Origin of the sequence: Pseudoalteromonas sp. B62 (assembly GCF_037162565.1) — a bacterium.
GTDB classification, from domain to species: domain Bacteria; phylum Pseudomonadota; class Gammaproteobacteria; order Enterobacterales; family Alteromonadaceae; genus Pseudoalteromonas; species Pseudoalteromonas fuliginea.
The window spans coordinates 3,304,796-3,324,676 of the sequence record NZ_JARLVB010000002.1 but is presented as its reverse complement, the minus strand read 5'-3'; the positions used below and the strand labels follow the sequence as shown (position 1 = coordinate 3,324,676).

General features: G+C 40.0%; 12 protein-coding genes and 4 pseudogenes. 6 read left to right on the top strand and 10 right to left on the bottom strand.

Going from position 1 to position 19,881, the window contains the following annotated elements; translation table 11 throughout:
• Window positions 1-37: 37 nt before the first annotated feature.
• From P4S71_RS19510 to P4S71_RS19490, 5 genes and pseudogenes are all read right to left on the bottom strand, one after another.
• Entirely contained in the window at window positions 38-835 is a 798-nt protein-coding gene (locus tag P4S71_RS19510) for a GIY-YIG nuclease family protein (protein WP_337151336.1), read from the bottom strand.
• 338 nt (window positions 836-1,173) lie between these two features.
• Window positions 1,174-2,265, bottom strand: a pseudogene (locus tag P4S71_RS19505) (IS91 family transposase).
• Window positions 2,262-3,095 carry a tyrosine-type recombinase/integrase gene (locus P4S71_RS19500; RefSeq protein ID WP_165723097.1) on the bottom strand — a complete coding sequence of 278 codons (834 nt, stop codon included), beginning with the start codon at window positions 3,093-3,095 and terminating at the stop codon, window positions 2,262-2,264. The pseudogene P4S71_RS19505 and the gene P4S71_RS19500 overlap by 4 nt, the downstream one beginning before the upstream one ends.
• Before the next feature lie 668 nt (window positions 3,096-3,763).
• A complete protein-coding gene (locus P4S71_RS19495; protein ID WP_007375469.1) occupies window positions 3,764-3,943 on the bottom strand; it encodes a DUF6435 family protein in 180 nt (59 codons plus the stop codon).
• Window positions 3,944-4,108: 165 nt separating this feature from the next.
• A pseudogene (locus tag P4S71_RS19490) lies at window positions 4,109-5,284 on the bottom strand (PQQ-dependent sugar dehydrogenase).
• A 268-nt stretch (window positions 5,285-5,552) separates the two neighbouring features.
• On the opposite strand from P4S71_RS19490, the pseudogene P4S71_RS19485 reads away from it, so the two are divergent.
• From P4S71_RS19485 to P4S71_RS19475, 3 genes and pseudogenes are all read left to right on the top strand, one after another.
• Window positions 5,553-6,595: pseudogene (locus P4S71_RS19485) on the top strand (flavin reductase family protein).
• Window positions 6,592-7,644 (top strand): fatty acid desaturase family protein, encoded by a 1,053-nt coding sequence (locus P4S71_RS19480; protein ID WP_337151335.1) that lies wholly within the window; start codon window positions 6,592-6,594, stop codon window positions 7,642-7,644. The pseudogene P4S71_RS19485 and the gene P4S71_RS19480 overlap by 4 nt, the downstream one beginning before the upstream one ends.
• 134 nt (window positions 7,645-7,778) lie before the next feature.
• Complete coding sequence (locus tag P4S71_RS19475; protein ID WP_225913198.1) at window positions 7,779-8,837, top strand: branched-chain amino acid aminotransferase; 1,059 nt, start codon at window positions 7,779-7,781, stop codon at window positions 8,835-8,837.
• 81 nt (window positions 8,838-8,918) lie between these two features.
• On the opposite strand, the gene P4S71_RS19470 is transcribed toward P4S71_RS19475, so the two are convergent.
• On the bottom strand, window positions 8,919-11,489 hold the full coding sequence (locus P4S71_RS19470; RefSeq protein WP_337151334.1) for a TonB-dependent receptor plug domain-containing protein: 2,571 nt from the start codon (window positions 11,487-11,489) through the stop codon (window positions 8,919-8,921).
• A 518-nt stretch (window positions 11,490-12,007) separates the two neighbouring features.
• Entirely contained in the window at window positions 12,008-12,322 is a 315-nt protein-coding gene (locus tag P4S71_RS19465) for a DUF962 domain-containing protein (RefSeq protein ID WP_007375463.1), read from the bottom strand.
• A gap of 167 nt (window positions 12,323-12,489) precedes the next feature.
• Here P4S71_RS19465 and P4S71_RS19460 point away from each other — a divergent pair, with 167 nt between their 5' ends.
• Entirely contained in the window at window positions 12,490-14,646 is a 2,157-nt protein-coding gene (locus tag P4S71_RS19460; RefSeq protein ID WP_337151333.1) for a prolyl oligopeptidase family serine peptidase, read from the top strand.
• A gap of 98 nt (window positions 14,647-14,744) precedes the next feature.
• On the opposite strand, the gene P4S71_RS19455 is transcribed toward P4S71_RS19460, so the two are convergent.
• Window positions 14,745-16,037, bottom strand: a complete 1,293-nt coding sequence (locus P4S71_RS19455) for an anti-phage deoxyguanosine triphosphatase (RefSeq protein WP_337151332.1) — start codon at window positions 16,035-16,037, stop codon at window positions 14,745-14,747.
• 248 nt (window positions 16,038-16,285) lie between these two features.
• Here P4S71_RS19455 and P4S71_RS19450 point away from each other — a divergent pair.
• Both P4S71_RS19450 and P4S71_RS19445 read left to right on the top strand, forming a co-directional pair.
• Window positions 16,286-17,091: pseudogene (locus P4S71_RS19450) on the top strand (glucosaminidase domain-containing protein).
• Entirely contained in the window at window positions 17,084-17,752 is a 669-nt protein-coding gene (locus tag P4S71_RS19445) for a DUF2987 domain-containing protein (RefSeq protein WP_337151331.1), read from the top strand. Before P4S71_RS19450 ends, P4S71_RS19445 begins: the two are co-directional and overlap by 8 nt.
• Before the next feature lie 25 nt (window positions 17,753-17,777).
• On the opposite strand, the gene P4S71_RS19440 is transcribed toward P4S71_RS19445, so the two are convergent.
• Both P4S71_RS19440 and P4S71_RS19435 read right to left on the bottom strand, forming a co-directional pair.
• A complete protein-coding gene (locus P4S71_RS19440; protein ID WP_442961697.1) occupies window positions 17,778-19,112 on the bottom strand; it encodes an IS4 family transposase in 1,335 nt (444 codons plus the stop codon).
• Between the two features lie 129 nt (window positions 19,113-19,241).
• Complete coding sequence (locus P4S71_RS19435) at window positions 19,242-19,865, bottom strand: glutathione S-transferase (protein WP_337151330.1); 624 nt, start codon at window positions 19,863-19,865, stop codon at window positions 19,242-19,244.
• Window positions 19,866-19,881: the final 16 nt, after the last annotated feature.

Below are 19,881 nucleotides of genomic sequence, written 5' to 3'. Positions count from 1 at the left end.
TGTGGGGGCTGGAGGTTAGAGACCTCCGGCTACCCGATTAGCAGTACTGTTCTCCCCAGACCCTTGGTACTCCTAGACTCTTAGCCTTTTGGTATGCAAAACGGGAATATTCGATGCTAGCGCCAGATCCCAGAGTAGATAGTTGTATAGGGAAGCCTTCTTTAGTTGTTCGGGGGATGGCACAAAAGCCAGACACATATGAATGCTGGGTTATTTTAACTATTGAGTAATTAATCTTAGGTTTTTCTTCTAATGCAGAATTACGATCCTTGCCGCACCACACAACATAATCCCCAGGGTTCAATCTCATTTCATCACTTAAAAAACCATTCGATTTTAGTGATTGACTATCCATATTGTGATCGCCTATGAGATAAATTTCATCCCCGTCATCCTTTGCATGCCAAAAATCTACAACATCCAATTCCTGATTAAAAGGCGAGTTATACCGAAAAAACACTATAAATTCATCCGAATGTATGTGCCATTTCATATGTTTTTTATCGAGGTTAGTTGTTTTTTCATTCCACGTTTCTAAACTATTCTCTAATTTAGAAATCCTTTCAATTACACTAATTGCGCGTTCTGTTGGTAAATTAAAGAACTCTCTTCGATCATTTGAACGATATTTTTCCAAATATATATGTACTAATTTTTCTATCACTTCACAATCAAATACATGTTTCTTGTAAGCAACAACAAATTCATTTGGCATTCCAGTCGTTCGTGATAATTCTTTAGCTCTCACCTCAGGAGTACGCGTAGTCAAACCAATTTTAATTAAGTTATCTCGAAAGGAAGGGTTTACTAATATATATACATAGCCAGTGCTCAATTGAAACTCCTTGTACTTCTAACACTTTAGTATTTATGCGACACGCAGTTTGTGTTGCATAATCGCTTGTTGGACTGAGGCGCTACCTGCTCGGTGTGTCAGAGTTGGCGTTGTTTATGCTATGGGAATTTGCTTTTTAGAGGCTCTAGCTAAATCAGCTAATTTAATAAGCTTACCTATTATAATTTAAGCTTTCCCTGCATTGCTCAGCGTTTATTATCTATTCATTAAACCGAATGTTTAACCGTTAAGCAAGGATATTTTTCGCTCGCACAGTCGCTATTAGCCTGAGCAATTAAGCAGGTTAACTTATTAATTTGATGCAGCAAGCAAGGCTGCTAACTCGTTCGCGCTATTTTATTTGTCGCCTCATCTAAATTCATCACACCAATAAATCGTAAGGTACCCGTCTTGCATGACTGGCAAGGCCAATGGGGTATTAATCGCTCTTGCTCTACCTTCGGCTTCACCGCTTTGCATGGGGTTGCTGATACTTGAGCCTTTATTAACCCTAACTTTCGCTTGCGACACGCATTAGCTAAAAATCCATAGTGGCGAATGCGCATAAACCCTTTGGGCAATACATGTTGTAAGTAGCGCCGTAAAAATTCATCACAACTCAGAGTCATGACTTTATCGCGGTTGTTATCTGCATAATCGCGGTATTTAAAGCTCACTGTTTCTTCAGTCGCTGACACTAATCGCGATTCTGACATTACGCCTTTTCGGGTATAGCGAGCAAGGTAGCTAACTAAATTTTCACTGTACGTTAAACAGGCTTTGCTATAAACACATCATTTGGTTGGCATGTTTATCTTCGTAAATGAACTATCGCATTCATTTAACGCCGCCAGCATTTTACCTCTAAAGACTGTTGATAACGCTTTCACGGGGTATAAATAGCCTTTTTCTATTTCATGCCAGTGCGTTTTTTCAAGTGCACCTGCGGGTATCAAACAATGCAAGTGGATATGCTGACTTAAGTTTTGCCCCCATGTATGCAGTACGCTTGTCATGCCTAACTGACCATGCCTCTTTCGTTTCGCGAATTTGTTCAGCGTTTGCCATGCGGCTTTAAATAAACATTGATATAACGCGTTTGGGTTGCAGTGCGCAATGATATTTAACTCATGCGGGAGCGTAAAAACAAGGTGGAAATACCGACACGGTAATAAATCCTCTTGCTGCCTTTGCACCCATTTAGCCGTAGCCATCCCTTGGCAACGTGGGCAATGACGGTCGCGACAACTACACCCGATTTGTTGTACTTCACTACAGTTATCACATTGCCATGCTTGATAACCGAGCTGACCTGTTCTGCATGATTGAAGGTGTTGGCAGACTCGTAACTGCTGATAACTCATTATGTGGTGCTGCCGATAATTCCCAAGGCCAGAATTTAAAATATCAGCGAGATGCAAGCCGCTCATTGGTTTCCCCAACTTGCGAGTAAATCAATGCCGCCATGCCCTAATTCAGGTAACCAGTGTAAGTAACTTTGCGTGGTTCTAATGTCACTGTGACCAAGCTGATGTTGAAGTTGATGAAGCGGCATCCCTAACTCAAGTTGATGTGTTGCATAAGCATGGCGTAATACATGTGGATTACAGTGCTTTAAACCACACATTTGTGCATGTTTTTTCAATGCCTTTCTGAAGCTTGAAGGTGACATAGGTTTATCCATTAACCATCGAGAATAAAACATCCAGCCCGTTGGGTGATACATTTTCCAATAGCAACGTAATTGATTTAGCACACTATCTGATACAACAACATAGCGTGACTTATCTCCTTTACCATGTTCAATTAAAATAGTTTTACGTTGTCCATCGATGTCTTGCACTTTAATGCGCAGCAGTTCGCCAATACGCAAACCACATCCATAACACACCACTATCAATGTTTTTAAGCGCATATCCGTGCAACTTTCTATAAGTCGTCGAATATCATCACGCGATAAATAAGTAGGTGCCCGAGGTTTTGCTTTAGGCAAGGCTATGTCTAAGTTCAGTGGGCGGTGTAAAATATTCTTAAACAAAAACCAAATACTGTTTATTTGTATTTTTTGACTCGCTCTGGAGAGCTTGCGAATGGCGGGATCTTTAAAAAAGATATTCAGCTCATCATCAGTAATTAAATCGAGTGGTTTATTAAAATAATGGCTGAGTTTAAGTAAATGCTCGCAGTAACTTTTACAGGTACTTTGTGAATAACCACGGTAGGCTATTTCAGTTTTGACTTGTTCAATGAGTGTATTCATGACTTACCTCCAAATATGGGATAACCCCAAGGTAAGTGTGGCTCAAATGGTCAGAATAGGATCTCCGCGTAGCGGCTTAGTTCAACAGCTTTATCAGAGGACACTTTCCTCTTTTTATGAGCAATGTATGTCCTCTTAATTATTTTTAATATTAATAACAAATCCTGTAACACATTGCGAGTATTAAACTTTAAGTCGGGCTGTTCTTTTAATAATATGCAAAAAAGAGGAAAACGTCCTCATTTTTAGACTTATGAGGAAAAGCTCCAGCGCGGTATATAAATGCAGCAATTAAGTATTTAAAATGAAAACCAAATCCGATTGTAAATCATTTAATATTCACTAAAAAACGCCAGCGATAACGTAAGTAACCGCTTTAAGTGCACTTGTTTGTGTAAGCATATTATAAAAGGTGATTTGTGGATGGTGGAAGCTGTAAAAAACGAGGTCATAAATTATTTACTAAACGCGTCTTCCTTCTTTTAAAACAGGGCAGACACGATGTTTATACCAATCGACTTAAATATTTAGCCTTTCTAGCGTGCTAAATAAAGCGTTAACGGCGTTATAAATTTCTCATGTAGAACAACTACATGTCGAAATTTATGCCTTGTTATCACTCTATTTATCCGTCGCTATATATGTCTAATAACTTAATACGATTGGTATTATTTGGCTTTTTTAGCCTCTAGAGTTTCTATTTCACTCCAGATTTTTTCGGCTTCTGCACTTAACATGGCGAAGCTTTTAATGTCGCCTTTTCTTTGTGCCTGCATGCCTTGCTCTAGTTTTACGTCGTATTCTTTACGCAGTTTTTTTACGGGGTCAGGCTTTAAAAATGAAAACATTAGTATTCTCTTACTTTATTAAATTATATGTAATTAGTGTACGCATTAATGGGCTTAATAGTTCTTTGTTTGGTGAAAATGTTTACTTTGCGCTTTTAAAGCGCAAAGTAAACACGGTGTAATTATTAACGTACTGTGTGCTAGTTCTGGTTCTAGTGCTAATGTTTACGTTTCTGGCTCCAGGCGTTTAATACCTTGCCCATCAATACCTAAATAAATAAAACCATCGCTGCCTTGGGCTAAGCTGCGTACTCTGCCTATTCCATCGAGTATTTTATATTGCTTAACAACCTTACCTTTTGAGAGCTCTAGTGCGCTAATGAATGCAAATTTCATTGATGCTAGTAATAGCTTACCTTTAAGCTTTGGGTATTTATCACTCGTTACATACAACATATCGGAAGGGGCAATTGAAGGGGTCCAATGTAATACCGGCGATTGCATGCCGTCTTTTTCTTTAAGGTCTGTAAACTTGGTACCGCTGTAGTTAACGCCATAGCTTACTAAAGGCCATCCGTAGTTACCGCCTTTTTTTATAATATTAAGCTCATCGCCGCCGCGTGGTCCGTGTTCGTGAGACCATAAAATATTATTTTGATTATCAAACCACATGCCCTGTGGATTACGGTGCCCATAAGACCATGCTGCATGTTTTGCATTTTTTTGTTCAACAAACGGATTATCACTTGGGATATTACCATTTTCGTGTAAGCGATAAATTTTACCGCCATCGCGAGTGAGATCTTGCGGGTTTATGTCGCGCGAGCCGCGATCGCCAATTGAAAAATAAACATAACCTTCATTATCAAACACAATACGGCTGCCGTAGTGTTGGCCTTTGGTACTATTATGCTCGCCTTTGTATAGCAATTGCTGATCAGACAACTGTGTATGATCGCTATTTAGCTTGGCGCGCATTAGGGCGGTGTTACTTCCGCTTCCTTTGCCCTCACTACTTGAGTAACTAAAGTACAGTCATTGGTTTTGCTTACTATCGGTGTGTAGTGATAAATCAAGTAATCCACCTTGGCCATTAGCGTCAATGTTGGGCAGCCCTGAGACCTTAGTTAGCGTAGTGGTATTTTTAGGTAATAAAAATAACGTTCCACTGCGCTCAGATATCAATAAATCACCATTAGCTAAAGGCTCAATAGCCCATGGTATAACCACTCCTTCTGCCGCTGTTACTGCGTTAACGCTAAGCGATAAAGTATCGAGCTGCTTATAGCTTTTTACGTAATCGCTTTTTGCATGCGCGGGTGCGTTAGTAGCAAATATAGCAACGGCTAAGCTTGCACTTATTAGTTTAGGGAGTGTGTTATTTGACCTTAAATTTATCATTATGGCTTCCAAAATTAATCCAATCTTACATAACCTTAACATGGCATAAATGAATTTGTTAAGCGTTGAGTTGAATGAAAAACACACACTTATATATTTTAAAATTACCTCTTCCCAGGAAATTGTTTTAGCAATTAGCGCTAATAAAAAAATTGAATAATTACTCTATTGGGGTTGAAAACTTAAAACTTCAGCGTACACTTGTGCGCTGAAGTTTGGGCGTGCACGTGTAAGTTCAAAATAATTAAGATTTGATAGAGATTTAACCATGATGACTCAAGTATTAAACCAATTTTCAAAATGGTTTTTACACCATCAAAGTTTTGCAGGCTACATAGAGCCCGTAATGCAGGTGTTTAAACCTGCGTGGCGTGCAGGGCAGTTTAGAGCGCAAGTAGTTAGTACCGCTGTGCTTGATGGCGGTTTTTTAAGTGTGCAACTTAAGCCAAGCAAACAATGGCAGGCGCATACATCAGGGCAGCATATAAGTTTAACGCTTGAAATTAATGGGCGATTATTAACACGCGTTTTTACCGTGGCTTCAAGCGCTCAGCAATTTAAAAATACAGGTTTGGTGCGTTTACTAATCAAAACAAATGCGCAAGGGCGCTTTACAGGCTTACTTAGCAGTGCATTAAAAGCGGGGTTATGGTGCAATATTTCTGCGCCAAGTGGCGACTTTGTATTTAAAAACACACACACGCCAGCCACTTTTATTGCCGGTGGGTCGGGTATAACACCTATGCTGGCTATGCTTGATGATTACTTAAGCCAAACTACGCAAAAAGTGTCGTTGGTGTATTACGCAAAAGCCACTGAGCATCAATGTGTTGATGAGCTAAGTGAGTTTGCGGCGCAATTTGAGCATTTTTCGTTTTTATTATTAACGCGCGAGCAATCAAGCGATATAACCAGCAATATTAAGCCGTGGGAAAACCCAGACATTTACTGCTGTGGCCCTGCAGCATTTATGCAAACGGTGAGCGATTTTGCTAAAACGCATAAGCTAAATTACTACCAAGAAGCCTTTGGTTTAGCGCTGCCTAGCTTAAACGACGACAGCCAATTTAATGTAAAAATTAACGCCAGTGCCCATGTTGTATCTGGCAACGATGTTTTACTGACTCAGTTTGAAGAAAAAAGCTACCCGTTAAACGCGGTTGCGGTATTGGTATTTGCCATCAATGCCAATGTATTAAAAAGTCAGGCGTGGTACGTAATTTAAAAACAGGTGAATTGAGTGACAATGGCGAGCAGTTAATCCAACTTTGCGTAAGCCAACCTGTTAGTGATTTGGAGTTACAATTATGAAAAACATTAACTATGACATGCTCGCAAGCGAGCTAGATGCCATTAAAATGGACACCCTTGGCAAAGTTGGCCAACAAGATGCTGACTATATTCGCTCTGTTGTGCGCAAACAGCGAGTGTGTGAATGGAGCGGGCGAATTTTGTTAATGCTTGGTTTTATTCAGCCATTATTGTGGGTTGCAGGCGTGCTGCTATTAGCGCTTGCTAAAATTTTAGACAATATGGAAATTGGCCACAATGTAATGCATGGTCAATACGATTGGATGAACGACAAGCAACTTAACTCACAACATTATGAGTGGGACATAGCGTGCGATGGGCAAAGTTGGCACCGTATTCATAATTTTGAGCACCATACTTATACTAATATTATTGGTAAAGACAGAGACTTTGGCTATGGATTATTACGCCTGAGCGACGATTTTAAGTGGCGTTTAAAAAATGTATGGCAGTTTATTACGTATATTAATTTAAGTGTGTTATTTCAGTGGGGCGTGTCATATCACGAGTTGGCTGCAGAGCGTGTTTTTATTGGTAAAAAGAAAGAAAACCGCGAAGGGCTTGTTTCACACTCTACATTAAAGCATCGCTTTTTTAGTAAAGGCGCTCGCCAGTTAATTAAAGATTATGTGATATTTCCGTTACTTGCAGGGCCTTTATTTTTATGGGTATTGGCGGGTAATTTAGTAGCAAACTTAATCCGTAATTTATGGACGTCGACCATAATATTTTGTGGACACTTTACTGAAGAAACGCAAACTTTTAAGCAAGAAGACTGCGTAAACGAAACGCAAGGGCAGTGGTATTATCGCCAAGTACTGGGCTCGTCTAATATTAAAGGGTCGCATTGGTTTCATGTTTTAACGGGGCATTTGAGCTGCCAAATAGAGCATCACTTATTTCCTGATATGCCGTCTTCGCGCTATCAAGAAGTTGCACCTCAAGTACAAGCCGTTTTGAAAAAACACGGCATTGATTACCATACAGGTAGCTTTTTTAAACAGTATACCTCGGTGTTAAAACGTATTATTAGGTATTCGTTCAAGTAAATTATTTACCTTTAAGAATCGGCTAGTGCAACTGCATTAGCCGATTTTTTTGTTTATAGCACCCAATGCGGTTGATTAGTAAACAGCACTTGCAAAAATTTCTTATAGTTAGTTAAAAAAGCCTTACTTTAGCTATGGTTAAATGGCGGGTGATTGTCATACAATGGAGGAAAATAGACCACACAAGAGAGATTAAAATGGCCGCATTTGGTACCGTGTTTATGCCGCAGATGATTCAAGCTCGTTTTTCTGATAATAAATGGAGCGAGAGCTCAATTGTCCCTTCCGATAAACTTGAACTTCATGCTGGTGCGCACGTTCTTCATTATTCAAGTACATGTTTTGAAGGCTTAAAAGCCTTTCGCCACGAAGATGGTTCTGTTTATCTTTTTAGAATGGATGCAAATATTGCACGCATGCAACAAAGCTCAGCGCTATTAAGCTTACCGAGTTTTGACAGTGATATGCTAAAAACGATGATTATCGATATTATGCGCGAATACGCAGATGAAACGCCATTACCGCCGGGCTCTATGTATATTCGCCCAACGCACATTGGTACTGAGGCTGCAATTGGTAAAGCAGCAGCGCCATCAATGAGCTCGCTTTTGTACACGTTACTATCGCCAGTAGGTGATTACTTTGCCGGTGGTGCAACTGCACTGCGTGTACTGCTCGAAGAAGATGGCATGCGCTGCGCCCCGCACATGGGTATGGTAAAAAGTGGTGGTAACTACGCCAGTGCTTTAGCACCTATTAGTGCTGCACGAACTAAGTATCAAGCAGATCAAATTTTATTTTGCCCAGGTGGCGACGTACAAGAAACCGGTGCTGCTAACTTTATTTTAATTGATGGCAACGAAATTATTACTAAAGCGCTTGATAGCACGTTTTTACATGGTGTAACGCGTAATAGTATTTTAACCATAGCCAAAGATTTAGGTATGACGGTAAGCGAGCGTAACTTTAGCGTTACTGAGCTACTAGAACGTGCTGCTAAACCAGGTACTGAAGCGGCGCTTTCGGGCACTGCAGCTGTACTAACTGCTGTGGGGACGTTTATTCATAACGATAAAGAATACAAAGTAGGTACTGGCGAGCCAGGCCCAACGACTGCACGCCTTCGCCAAGCATTGAACGATATTCAATGGGGTAAAAGTGAAGACAAACACGGTTGGTTAACTAAAATCTAATTATAGATTTAATAGCAACTCGCATTAAAAAGCCACCTAATCGGTGGCTTTTGTGTGTTTGGTTACTTTAAGCTGTGCTTATTAAAACTTCATTTCTATTTTACCGTACACGTAGCGTCCGTTAAATCCATACGCTGAGAAGCTAGAGTAAGCAAATAAACGCGAGAAGGTTGTTAAATCGTCAACATTTTCACGGGTTGCGTCTGGGTAAACATCAAAAATATTATTAGCACCTACGCTCAGTGATACGTTGCTAGTAAGCGAATAGGCTACATCTAAGTCGGTTATCCATTTAGGCTTTAACACTTCGTTACGTTCTGGGTTATCTGAAGGGTCTTGAGTTTCTCCGTAACGTGTTGTTCTAAGCGTGGTACGAATATCATCGTTAGTCCATGTTGCACTTAAATTGTATTTATTACGCGGTGTACTTACTTCAAAACGACGTAGTTCGTTACCAGAGAATAAGTTGTCTTGATCGAACCCAGCACCTTGCAGAGCTGCTGGTGGGTCAATAATATTTGTTACTTCATTTTTGCCGTAGTTATAACCTAGGTTAAAGGCTAAATCGCCGTAACCATCGGTTGGTACATTATAAGAAGCTACAACATCAACACCGCGCGTTTTACTGTCAATTGCGTTTAAGAAAAAACGACCTTGGTTAGCGCCTGTGCCTTCAAGAAGTTGCTCAATAGCAGCGCCCGATAAGTTGTTTGATAGCACAATGCGGTCATCAATTAATATTTGGTAGTAATCAACCGATAAGCTGAAATTAAAGTCGGTAGACCATGTAAAACCAACGCCGTAGTTTGTGGCTTCTTCAGCATCTAGACCCGGCGAGCCCAGTGCTTTTGCTACATCGCTGCTTGGTGCAAAGGTACCGGTTTCGGTTGGTTCGCCATCAACAAATACAGTGGCCACTGAGGTAAAGTATTGTTGCTGCAAAGAGGGAGCTCTAAAACCAGTAGATACAGAAGCACGCAGTGCTAAGTCTTCAGTTAATGAATAACGAGTCGCAACTTTACCGTTAAGTGTATCGCCAAAGTCTGAGTAATCTTCATAACGGGCGGCAACCGCTAAATTCCAATCGTCGGTTAGGTAGGTTTCAAGGTCTATATACAAGCTCACGTTATGGCGGCTATTGTCGCCCTCAGATTCGGGTGTAAATCCAGGAAATACTTGTGCGCCCGCTGCGCCAAATGGGCCATCAACAGGGTCGGTTACTGCGCCGCCTGGGCCAAATGTGCCTTGTGCGTATGAGGCTTCTTCGCCTGCATCTATTTGGTAACCTTCGCGGCGATACTCAGCACCTACAGCTACGTTTACAGAGCTTTCTAAAAAGCTGACGTCTACTTCACGGCTAAAATCAACGTTTAAGGTAAGTTGATCGTAAGTAAGTGTTCCGGCATCAAAACTTGTTTGGCTAGTTGGGCCGTATGAAGTATTTAAGCTGTTGGTAACACCAAATTCAAATGCATCTTGACCATATACGGCCGATACATCGTAATTCCATTCACTTACAAAACCTTTAGCGCCAAGTGCCAGTGAAAAGTCATCTATATCTGAGGTAATAACCGGTAAAAAGCCATCAGGATAAACTTCTTCTATATTACGGCTATCGCTTGCACGGCGATAAAAACCGCCGCCTTCGCCTTCGCGTTTGCTGTAAGAGCCAAACGAATATAAATCTACTTCGTTTGTTAATTGATACCCCGCGTTATAAAACACTGAAAAGTCTTCTACATCGCCATTACCAAAGTTATGGTTATATCGATTTACGTTAAGTTCACGTGGGTCGAGGGAGCCATCATCTAATCGTGCGTAGTTTTCGCGTTGGTCGTAGTCTGAGCGGTTAGTTGAATGGCGGTCGCGATATTCTGTTGAAATGTTTAAAAAGCCATTATCGCCAAGTTCAAAACCCATATTACCTTGCAGGGTTAATGTTTGGCCGTCTGTTAAAGAGCGATCGCTACCCTCGGTAAAGGCTAAATCACCATCACTGCCTTCAGATACAGATTCAAGCTGTGGTACACCATCCATTTCAGTAACGTTAGCGCCATATATAGCTGCCACTGAGCCACCGCTGCTGGCACTTTTAAGCACAATATTAATAACACCGGCTATAGCATCAGAGCCATATTGCGCTGCTGCACCATCACGTAACACTTCAATGCGGTCGATAGCATTTGCTGGAATTGCATTTAAATCAACCGATGATGAACCACGACCCGTTGAGCCATTTAAGTTAAGTAATGCGTTGCTATGGCGACGTTTACCATTAACAAGCACTAAAGTGTGATCAGGTGCTAAACCACGAAGTTGAGCAGGGCGAACATGGTCACTACCATCAGTAAGTGATGCTTGCGGAAAGTTAAAGCTAGGTAATAAACTGCTAAGCAGGGCATTCGTTTCAGTAAAGCCTGAATTTTTAAGTGCATCTGCACCAATTATATCAATAGGCACTGAACTATCTTCTACTGTACGACCTAATCGGCGAGAGCCAATTACGCTTATTTGTTCGATGTTTTCTTCTGCTTTAGTGTCTTGCTCTGCAGCATTTACTGAGAGCGAACCAAGTAGTGCAGCTGATGCGCTCATGGCGAGTAATATTTGTGGTACCGATGTCTGTAATTGAAATAATGGCTTTTTATTCATGTTCTATTTCCCTCATTCGAAACCCATTGAATTATTCTATTTTTTTATACAAAAAAGTGGGTAAACCTCTTTGTTACTTTGAACATATACTTAATTAACAAAGTCAGTCAATTGAATAACATTCAATTAATCTAGGGATTTTTATAATTACATTTGGTTGTTTTTTATAATGACCATTGTTTTAGTTATATAGCTAAGGTGATTGCTAAGTAATTGATGAATAATGAATTATATTTAAAAGTTAAATTTAACGTTTAGTTAACTGGTAAGATGAGGTTGATGGCTTTAATTAATTGAGAGTAGGAAGCCGTTTTTATTGGGCTGGCAATAAACAGCTGTTGAGCTATAAATATTTTTAAAAAATGTAAAATACAAAACCACCCATTAAATGTTAACTAAATTAACATTTAATGGGTGGTTTATAAATTATGTACTACTTATTAGAACCTATACTCTAAAGCATGAAGTAATTTTGTTTTTATAAGTAATTGGTATAAAAAAGAGTGCTAAAAATAGTGTTAAAATTTAATTTTTCCTACAAGCATATCTTTAAACATTACCCAATCTCCCCACAAACTGTAAAAAGGGTGTTTAAAAGTAGCAGGGCGGTTTTTTTCAAAAAAGAAATGCCCGACCCACGCAAACCCATATCCAATAACAGGTAATAGCCATAATAAACTGTATTGTTGTTTTATTAATGCTATTGCGCTTACAGCAAGAACCAGTGTACTTCCTATAAAATGTAAGCGGCGGCAAATAACGTTGCGGTGCTCTTTTAAATAATAAGGGTAGAAGGCTTTAAAACTTTTAAATGTGGGGTTTGTACTTTGCATTGCGTGCTCTTTTATTGTTTTTTATTTTATGAAGATTGTGGGCTATTAAAGCGCACCTTTACATTTGTTTACAACGACAAATAGCATTGAACGCATCTTAATAGACAAAAGGATTAAAAGTTAATAACTTCTTATGCTATTAATAATAAATAAGAACCGAACTCACCATGTTTAAGCAAACTTTAACATGTGCTGTACTTATGGCACTTAGCGGTTGTTCAGAGCCAACTAATACAGTAACTCAAGAAGAAGTAAAAGTATCAATGAAACAAGTAAATACAATTGTGTACCCAGAGACTAAAAAAGGTGAAGTGGTAGACACTTACTTTGAAGAATCGGTGACGGATCCATATCGTTGGCTTGAAGATGATATGAGCGGCGAAACTGCTGATTGGGTTAAAGCGCAAAACAATTTAACGTTTTCTTATTTAGAACAAATACCTTATCGCGATAAGTTAAAGCAGCGCCTTGAAAAACTAATGAACTACGAAAAAATAGGCCCTCCTTTTACTGAAGGCGATTACACCTATTTTTATAAAAACGATGGTCTGCAAAATCAATATGTTTTGTACCGCATTAAAGATGGCGGCGACGTAGAAGTATTTTTAGATCCAAACAAGTTTAGTGAAGATGGTACGACGTCTATGTCGGGTTTATCGTTTTCCAAAGATGGCTCGTTGCTCGCATATCAAATATCTGAAGGTGGTAGCGACTGGCGTAAAATTATAGTTATTGATGCACATACTAAAGAACAAGTTGAAGAAGCGCTTGTTGACGTTAAATTTAGTGGCATAGAGTGGCTTGGCAACGAAGGTTTTTATTATTCAAGTTACGAGAAACCTAAAGGCAGTGAGCTTTCGGCTAAAACAGATCAGCATAAAGCGTATTACCATAAGCTAGGTACTGCTCAATCTGCTGATAGTGTTGTATTTGGTGAAACTGATGAGCAAAAACATCGCTATGTAGGCGCTGATGTAACTCATGACGGCCGCTACTTACTTATTTCAGCTAGTACGTCAACCTCAGGCAATAAGCTGTTTGTAAAAGACTTAACAAAGCAAAACAGTGAGTTTGTAACGGTTGTAGGAAATACTGATTCAGATACATCAGTTATTGATAACGAAGGCAGCAAGCTGTTTTTAGTTACTAACCTTAATGCACCAAACAAAAAAGTAGTGACGGTTGATGCAAGTAACCCAAGCCCAGAAAATTGGGTTGATTTAATTCCTGAAACCAAAAACGTACTAAATCTTACAAAAGGCGGCGATACCTTTTTTGCCAACTACATGGTTGACGCGATTTCGCAGGTAAAACAGTACAACAAAAAAGGCGAGCTAATTCGCGAAATTACATTGCCTGGCGTGGGTACAGCACGTGGTTTTGGCGGTAAAAAAGATCAAACAACGCTTTATTATTCGTTCACTAACTACAAAACACCAGGTACTACTTATACGTTTGATGTAACTACGGGTGAATCGGGTGTTTATCGTAAGTCGGCTATTGATTTTAATAGTGATGATTACACGTCTGAGCAGGTGTTTTACACATCAAAAGACGGTACTAAAATACCGATGGTAATTACCTATAAAACAGGCATTAAGCTTGATGGTTCAAACCCTACAATTTTATACGGTTACGGTGGTTTTAATATTAGTTTAACGCCAAGCTTTAGCCCCGTTAATGCAGTATGGCTTGAGCAAGGTGGAGTGTACGCCGTTGCTAATATTCGCGGTGGTGGTGAGTACGGTAAAGACTGGCACAATGCAGGCACTAAATTGCAAAAGCAAAATGTGTTTGACGACTTTATTGCCGCAGCTGAGTACTTAAAAGATAAAAAGTACACATCTAAAAAGCGTTTAGCACTTCGCGGTGGATCTAATGGTGGTTTGTTAGTTGGCGCAGTGATGACGCAGCGCCCTGACTTATTTCAGGTGGCTCTACCTGCTGTAGGTGTACTTGATATGCTGCGCTACCATACATTTACAGCAGGCGCTGGTTGGGCATACGACTACGGTACCAGTGAGCAAAGCAAGGAAATGTTTGAATACATTAAAGGTTATTCACCACTTCATAATGTAAAAGCAGGTGTTGAGTACCCAGCGACTATGATCACAACCGGCGATCATGATGACCGCGTTGTCCCTTCGCATTCGTTTAAGTTTGCCGCTGAGCTTCAAGTAAAGCAAACAGGTAATAATCCAACGCTTATTCGCATAGAAACAAATGCGGGGCATGGTGCAGGTACACCAACGAGTAAAACAATTGAGCAGTACGCTGATATATTTGGTTTTACGCTATATAACATGGGCGTAGAGTCGTTATAAAAGCGCTTTAACAAAATAGCTAACTTTAATAGCTGAGCAAAAAAGGCCGAGTAAATTAAACTTACTCGGCCTTTTCAATGTTAGCAGTTAGCAGTTAGCTACTGCATAGGTGAAAACAATCTTTGATAGGTTTTATAAGCGTATTCGTCGGTCATTCCGCTTAAGTAATCGCAAATTATACGCATCCCTTGGTTTTGTTTTTGCGCTTCTATGTATTGTGCTTGTGTTGTTTCGGGCAATAAGCGCAGCGGATCGCTAGCAAAGGCGGTAAATAACTCTATTAGTAAGTTTTGACCTTTGAACTCTATTTGCTGCATTTCGGGGTCGCGTATTAAACGTTGAAACACAAAATGTTTAAGTATTTGCAATACACTGTCGTATTGGGCATCTAATTTAGCGGTGTACTTTAAAATAGGGCATTCAAAGTCATCGTTTTGAATATCCAAATGTATATGAATTATAAAGGTATTGACCAGCTCGCCTATGGCATCTTTTCGCTCATAATCATTTTTTGAAAACAAACGCTTCGTGAGCGACTCAAGCATGGTGTTTAACCATTCAAAGTTTAGTGCTTTTAAATGGGGCAGAGCATGGGTTTGCCAATCGTCTAATGTGAGTACGTGGGTTGCAATGGCATCCTCTAAGTCATGTACCGCGTATGCTATATCGTCGGCGTGTTCCATTATGGCGCTATCGAGCGATTTATATATTGTTTTAGCGCGGTACTTATCAATAGCGGCATGGTTACCTAACAATGTTTTATCGTTATGACTCAATGGTTCTACTATCCAATTGAATATGGCTGCATCGTCGTTGTATAACCCTTTGGCAGGTCGCCAATCATCCGCTTTTATAAATGCACGACCGGTTGTGGCATCGGGAATGGTATGCCAAAGCGTATTAATAAACGCGGGGTATTTTATAAAACCTAATAAAGTACGACGAGTTAGGTTCATACCGTGCCCATTACTATAGGGCTCAAGTTTTGCAACTATGCGCAGTGTTTGTGCGTTACCTTCAAAACCACCGTGATCGCGCATCATGTAATTTAGCGCTATTTCGCCACCATGGCCGAAGGGTGGATGGCCAATATCGTGCGCCAAACACAATGTTTCGAGCAGTCCAGTTGATGGAAAGTGCGTAAAGTCGCTATGTTGCGCTTTTAAATGGCGCAATATGCCGGTACCAATTTGCGATACTTCTAAAGAGTGGGTAAGGCGAGTGCGGTAAAAGTCGTTTAGGCCAATGCCCATAATTTGGGTTTTAGCTTGCAAACGCCTAAATGCAGCGGCATGAATAATACGCGAACGATCGACCTGCCACGGCGAGCGGTTATCGTTAGGGCGATGTTTATATTGCTCTATTATTCGGCTTTGCCATTGTTTATCCATACTGCTTACTCACACATAGTTAATATTATTAAACTTTGCTCAGTATACCCATGGACTTATAAATTGCGAATGAACAAATGCACTACATAGGCTCTGTTTTATCTAAAACCCAAATACACTGCTGAAAATTCAACCGTAAAAGGTCATCAAACCCCAGTTATTCGCGTTTATAAAGTGGCTTAGGTATAATGCGCCTTCGTATGCTTGTGTATTAACCATGCATAGTTGTTGTTTCAAAGAGAGAATACATGTTAAAAACGATTTTTAAGCTTTTACTAACCGTGTTTTTTGTATGGGCGCTTGCATATCCGTTTATACAAAATGATGATGTTGAACTAGATGAACAAACGTCAGAACAACCAAAAAAAGTGAAGAAAAAAGAAAAACCATTACATAATGTAAAACTGCCAAAGTTTTCAGAATTTAGTGATGTTAAAGAAAAAAACATGCATTTTTTAGCTTTATTCGTCCGCACGTTGAAGCCGAAAACAAAAAAATATTACAGCAACGCGCTAAGCTTGAAATAGCACGCATGATGCTTGAGGGTAACGAGCCACTGCAATCTAAACAAAGCAAAGATATTGTTAAAATTTTAAAGTCGTACGGTTTACCAACCACCATTGATACGCTAATACTTACGCAAGCACTACGCCGTGTTGATATAATTCCTAAAGAATTAGCGCTTATGCAAGCTGCAAATGAATCTGCGTGGGGCACATCGCGTTTTGCACGTATTGGCCTTAACTTTTTTGGTCAGTGGTGTTATTCAAAAGGTTGTGGCATGGTGCCAAGACGCCGTAATACAGGTGCTGTGCATGAAGTGGCTGCGTTTAAGTCGGTAAGAGCGGCTATAAATTCTTACTTTAAAAATATCAACACACATCCTGCTTATAAAGATTTACGCGCGATTCGCGAAAATTTACGCCTTGAACAAAAGCAGATCAAGGCGACAAAACTAACGCAGGGTTTAATGTCATATTCTGAACGTGGTGAAGCGTACATTGAAGAATTGAACACCATGATCAACCAAAATAGAGCTTACTTTGATGAATAAACGTATTCTAAATTGCGTGAGTGTTATCTCGTTGTTGTTGCTTAGTACGACGGTATTTAACGCCAATGCGAGAGAATTTGTGATGTCGTACGACGGTTTTTACGATCGCTTAAAGGTAGTTAACAAAGGCGATTTTCAATATGCGCGAGTTAACTTTTATATAAGTGATATAGCAACTAACGAAGCGTGCGCAATAAAAAGCGGTACTATTTTAACCGAAAAAAACGAGTATCCGCTCAACTTTACCGATAAAGCACAGCTACTATTACCGTTCGATAAGCAACTTGATAGCGATAAAGCGGTGATTGTTGTTCAGCCACAAAACCCTGAACATGATTGCCAATTAAAGTTACAAATAGAAGCAAATGAACTTGAAGGTTTAGCGCTTTCAAAGCAGTCGTTATATGCCATTAACGAAGAACTTGATGAGCTGTTAACTGATCTGTCGGGCTTTTTTGTAAGTAAATTAATGTGGTTTTTATTACCAGAGCAAAAGGGCGTAGCAGTTACATTTAAAAGCCCAATGCAATTTGATAATAAGAGCATAACGTGCGAAAAGTCTGTGTGTTATTTTGCAGTTGAAGATAACTGGGAAGATGATACCGCAGCACTTGGCGATATATCGCAGGTTATTAAAGTAACGCCTTGGATTGTTAAGTAGCTCACATACAAAAGCGGCATTTAGCTTAATGCCAGTCAGTTAAACTGACTGGCGTTTTTCTTTTATGGGGATACTTAGACGGTTTTGGCTTAACCCATCGGGGATATCTTCTATCCTCTCGTCTAGCTGGAAGCTTAAATAAGACCAGTGTATTGAGTAAGTGCCGCCAGTGTATTGGAATATTCCCTGGACTCATTATAGATACTGACGAGAAATACTGAATGACAGCCATCGAACTGCTAGAGAAACTAAGCTGGTTAGGCCATATCCCTGTAACTGTCGCCGCCATCGTCATTATTCTTCGTATTAAATTATAGGCGAGTAACACGCCCCATAGCTCCTGACGCACCATGTCTGGACGTTTACTTCTCAAATGATATGCGCTATCAAGCATGGTTTGTTTGATTTCTCTAAACCCAAGTTCTATCTCCCAACGATGACAATATAATTCAACTATTTCATTACCTGGATAACGCAATCTATCCGTCATCGAGGTTAGTATACGGTAGCTTTTACCCTTTATTGTTTTACTGATTAATCTCGCTTTAATCGTTTCAGGAACATTGGGAAAGTTTTTTTGTGCATGCTTTGTTTTCAATTCAATGACATGGTCATTTTTACCCGCGCTGGAAATGATTTCATACTGTAAGTCGGGCCTTGCTGGTATCAGCCAGTGCCTCATCTTCCCAGTTTGGTGCCAACGGTTTAACAGGCCTAAAGAATAATATCCTTTATCAAATATAGTCAGTGAATTATCTGGTGTACGTTCAATTAAACGCTCAGCTAATTTCATCTCGTTGGTTTTATAGTTATCAAACTCGCTACAGAGCAGTTGATGGCTGGTCAATTCCATATGACAGACCATGCGTATTTGAGGAAAGGCTGTATCACCGTATTGGTTGCTACCTGAAGAGAAGGCTTTACGATTATCAGGCGTGTCGGCTGTTCGCCAAACAACACCGTCAACAGCTAATAGGTTCAAACCATTCCATGTTTCGAATGACTGTTGCTTATACATTGATTGAGCAGATTTATTGGAAACGTGTTTAACGGAATCATCACCTAACCTTTGTCTCGCCTGTACCATCGCACTTGGAGCAACGAGTTGGTTCTTGCCAGGTAACATGATATCTAGCTTATTAGCGATATTCCAAACCGATTCTTTTCGAAACAATGCCATGCCAATAACTGACCACAAAACGGCCTCAAGCGGTAATCTTCGCTTACGAACGGTTGCAATCCCTGCTTGTTGAAAGCCTTGTTCAATGATTTCAGGGTCAAGAATTTCTGATAATTTTTCAAAGGTATGGTATCGGCTGCTTTCTTCAAGTGTTGCTTGCAGTGCTTGTTCTATATTCACAAAAAAATCCGTAGTTAGTTTCCTATTACGGATTTTGCATGATCGTTTGGATCGGTCAACCGATCATTTTCTTAACTGATCGGCATTAGGCTTAATAGCCTCTTAAAAAATAGTATTAAAAACTTAAAACTAAGCGAGTAAACCCGCTTTTGTTTCAGGCATTGCTATAAAACCATCAAGTTTACGTACATTGTTTAACCATCTTAAAATATTTGGGTATTGTTCAAGTGATACGCCACCCTCTGGTGCGTGCGCTATGTACGAAAAATTGGCAATGTCGGCAATAGTAGGCTGAGTGCCTACTAAGTACTCGCGATTTTGTAAGTACGCATCCATTGTTTTAAATAATGTGTGGGCAATGTTTATCGCGTTTTGATGATCAAGCCCTGCACCAAATACCGAAACTAACCGCGCTGCACACGGGCCAGAAGCCACAAGCCCTGCAGCAACGCTCAACCAGCGCTGAATGTGCGCTTGCACCGTAATATCTTCTGGGTACCAGGTTCTTTTAGCATCAAACTTTTGTGCCAAGTACAGTAAAATAGCGTTTGAATCGTTAATAATGTCATCGTTATGTTTAAGTACCGGTACTTGTCCAAAAATATTTATTTTTAGAAAGTCAGCGTGTTTTTGTGCGTCGTTTTGCAGTGCAACATCAACCATATTTACATCAAGCTTTAAAAGCGATGTAAACAGCTCTGCACGATGTGAATGACCAGATAAAGTAAAACGGTATAGCGCTAGGTTGCTCATGGGTTGTCCTGTTTTT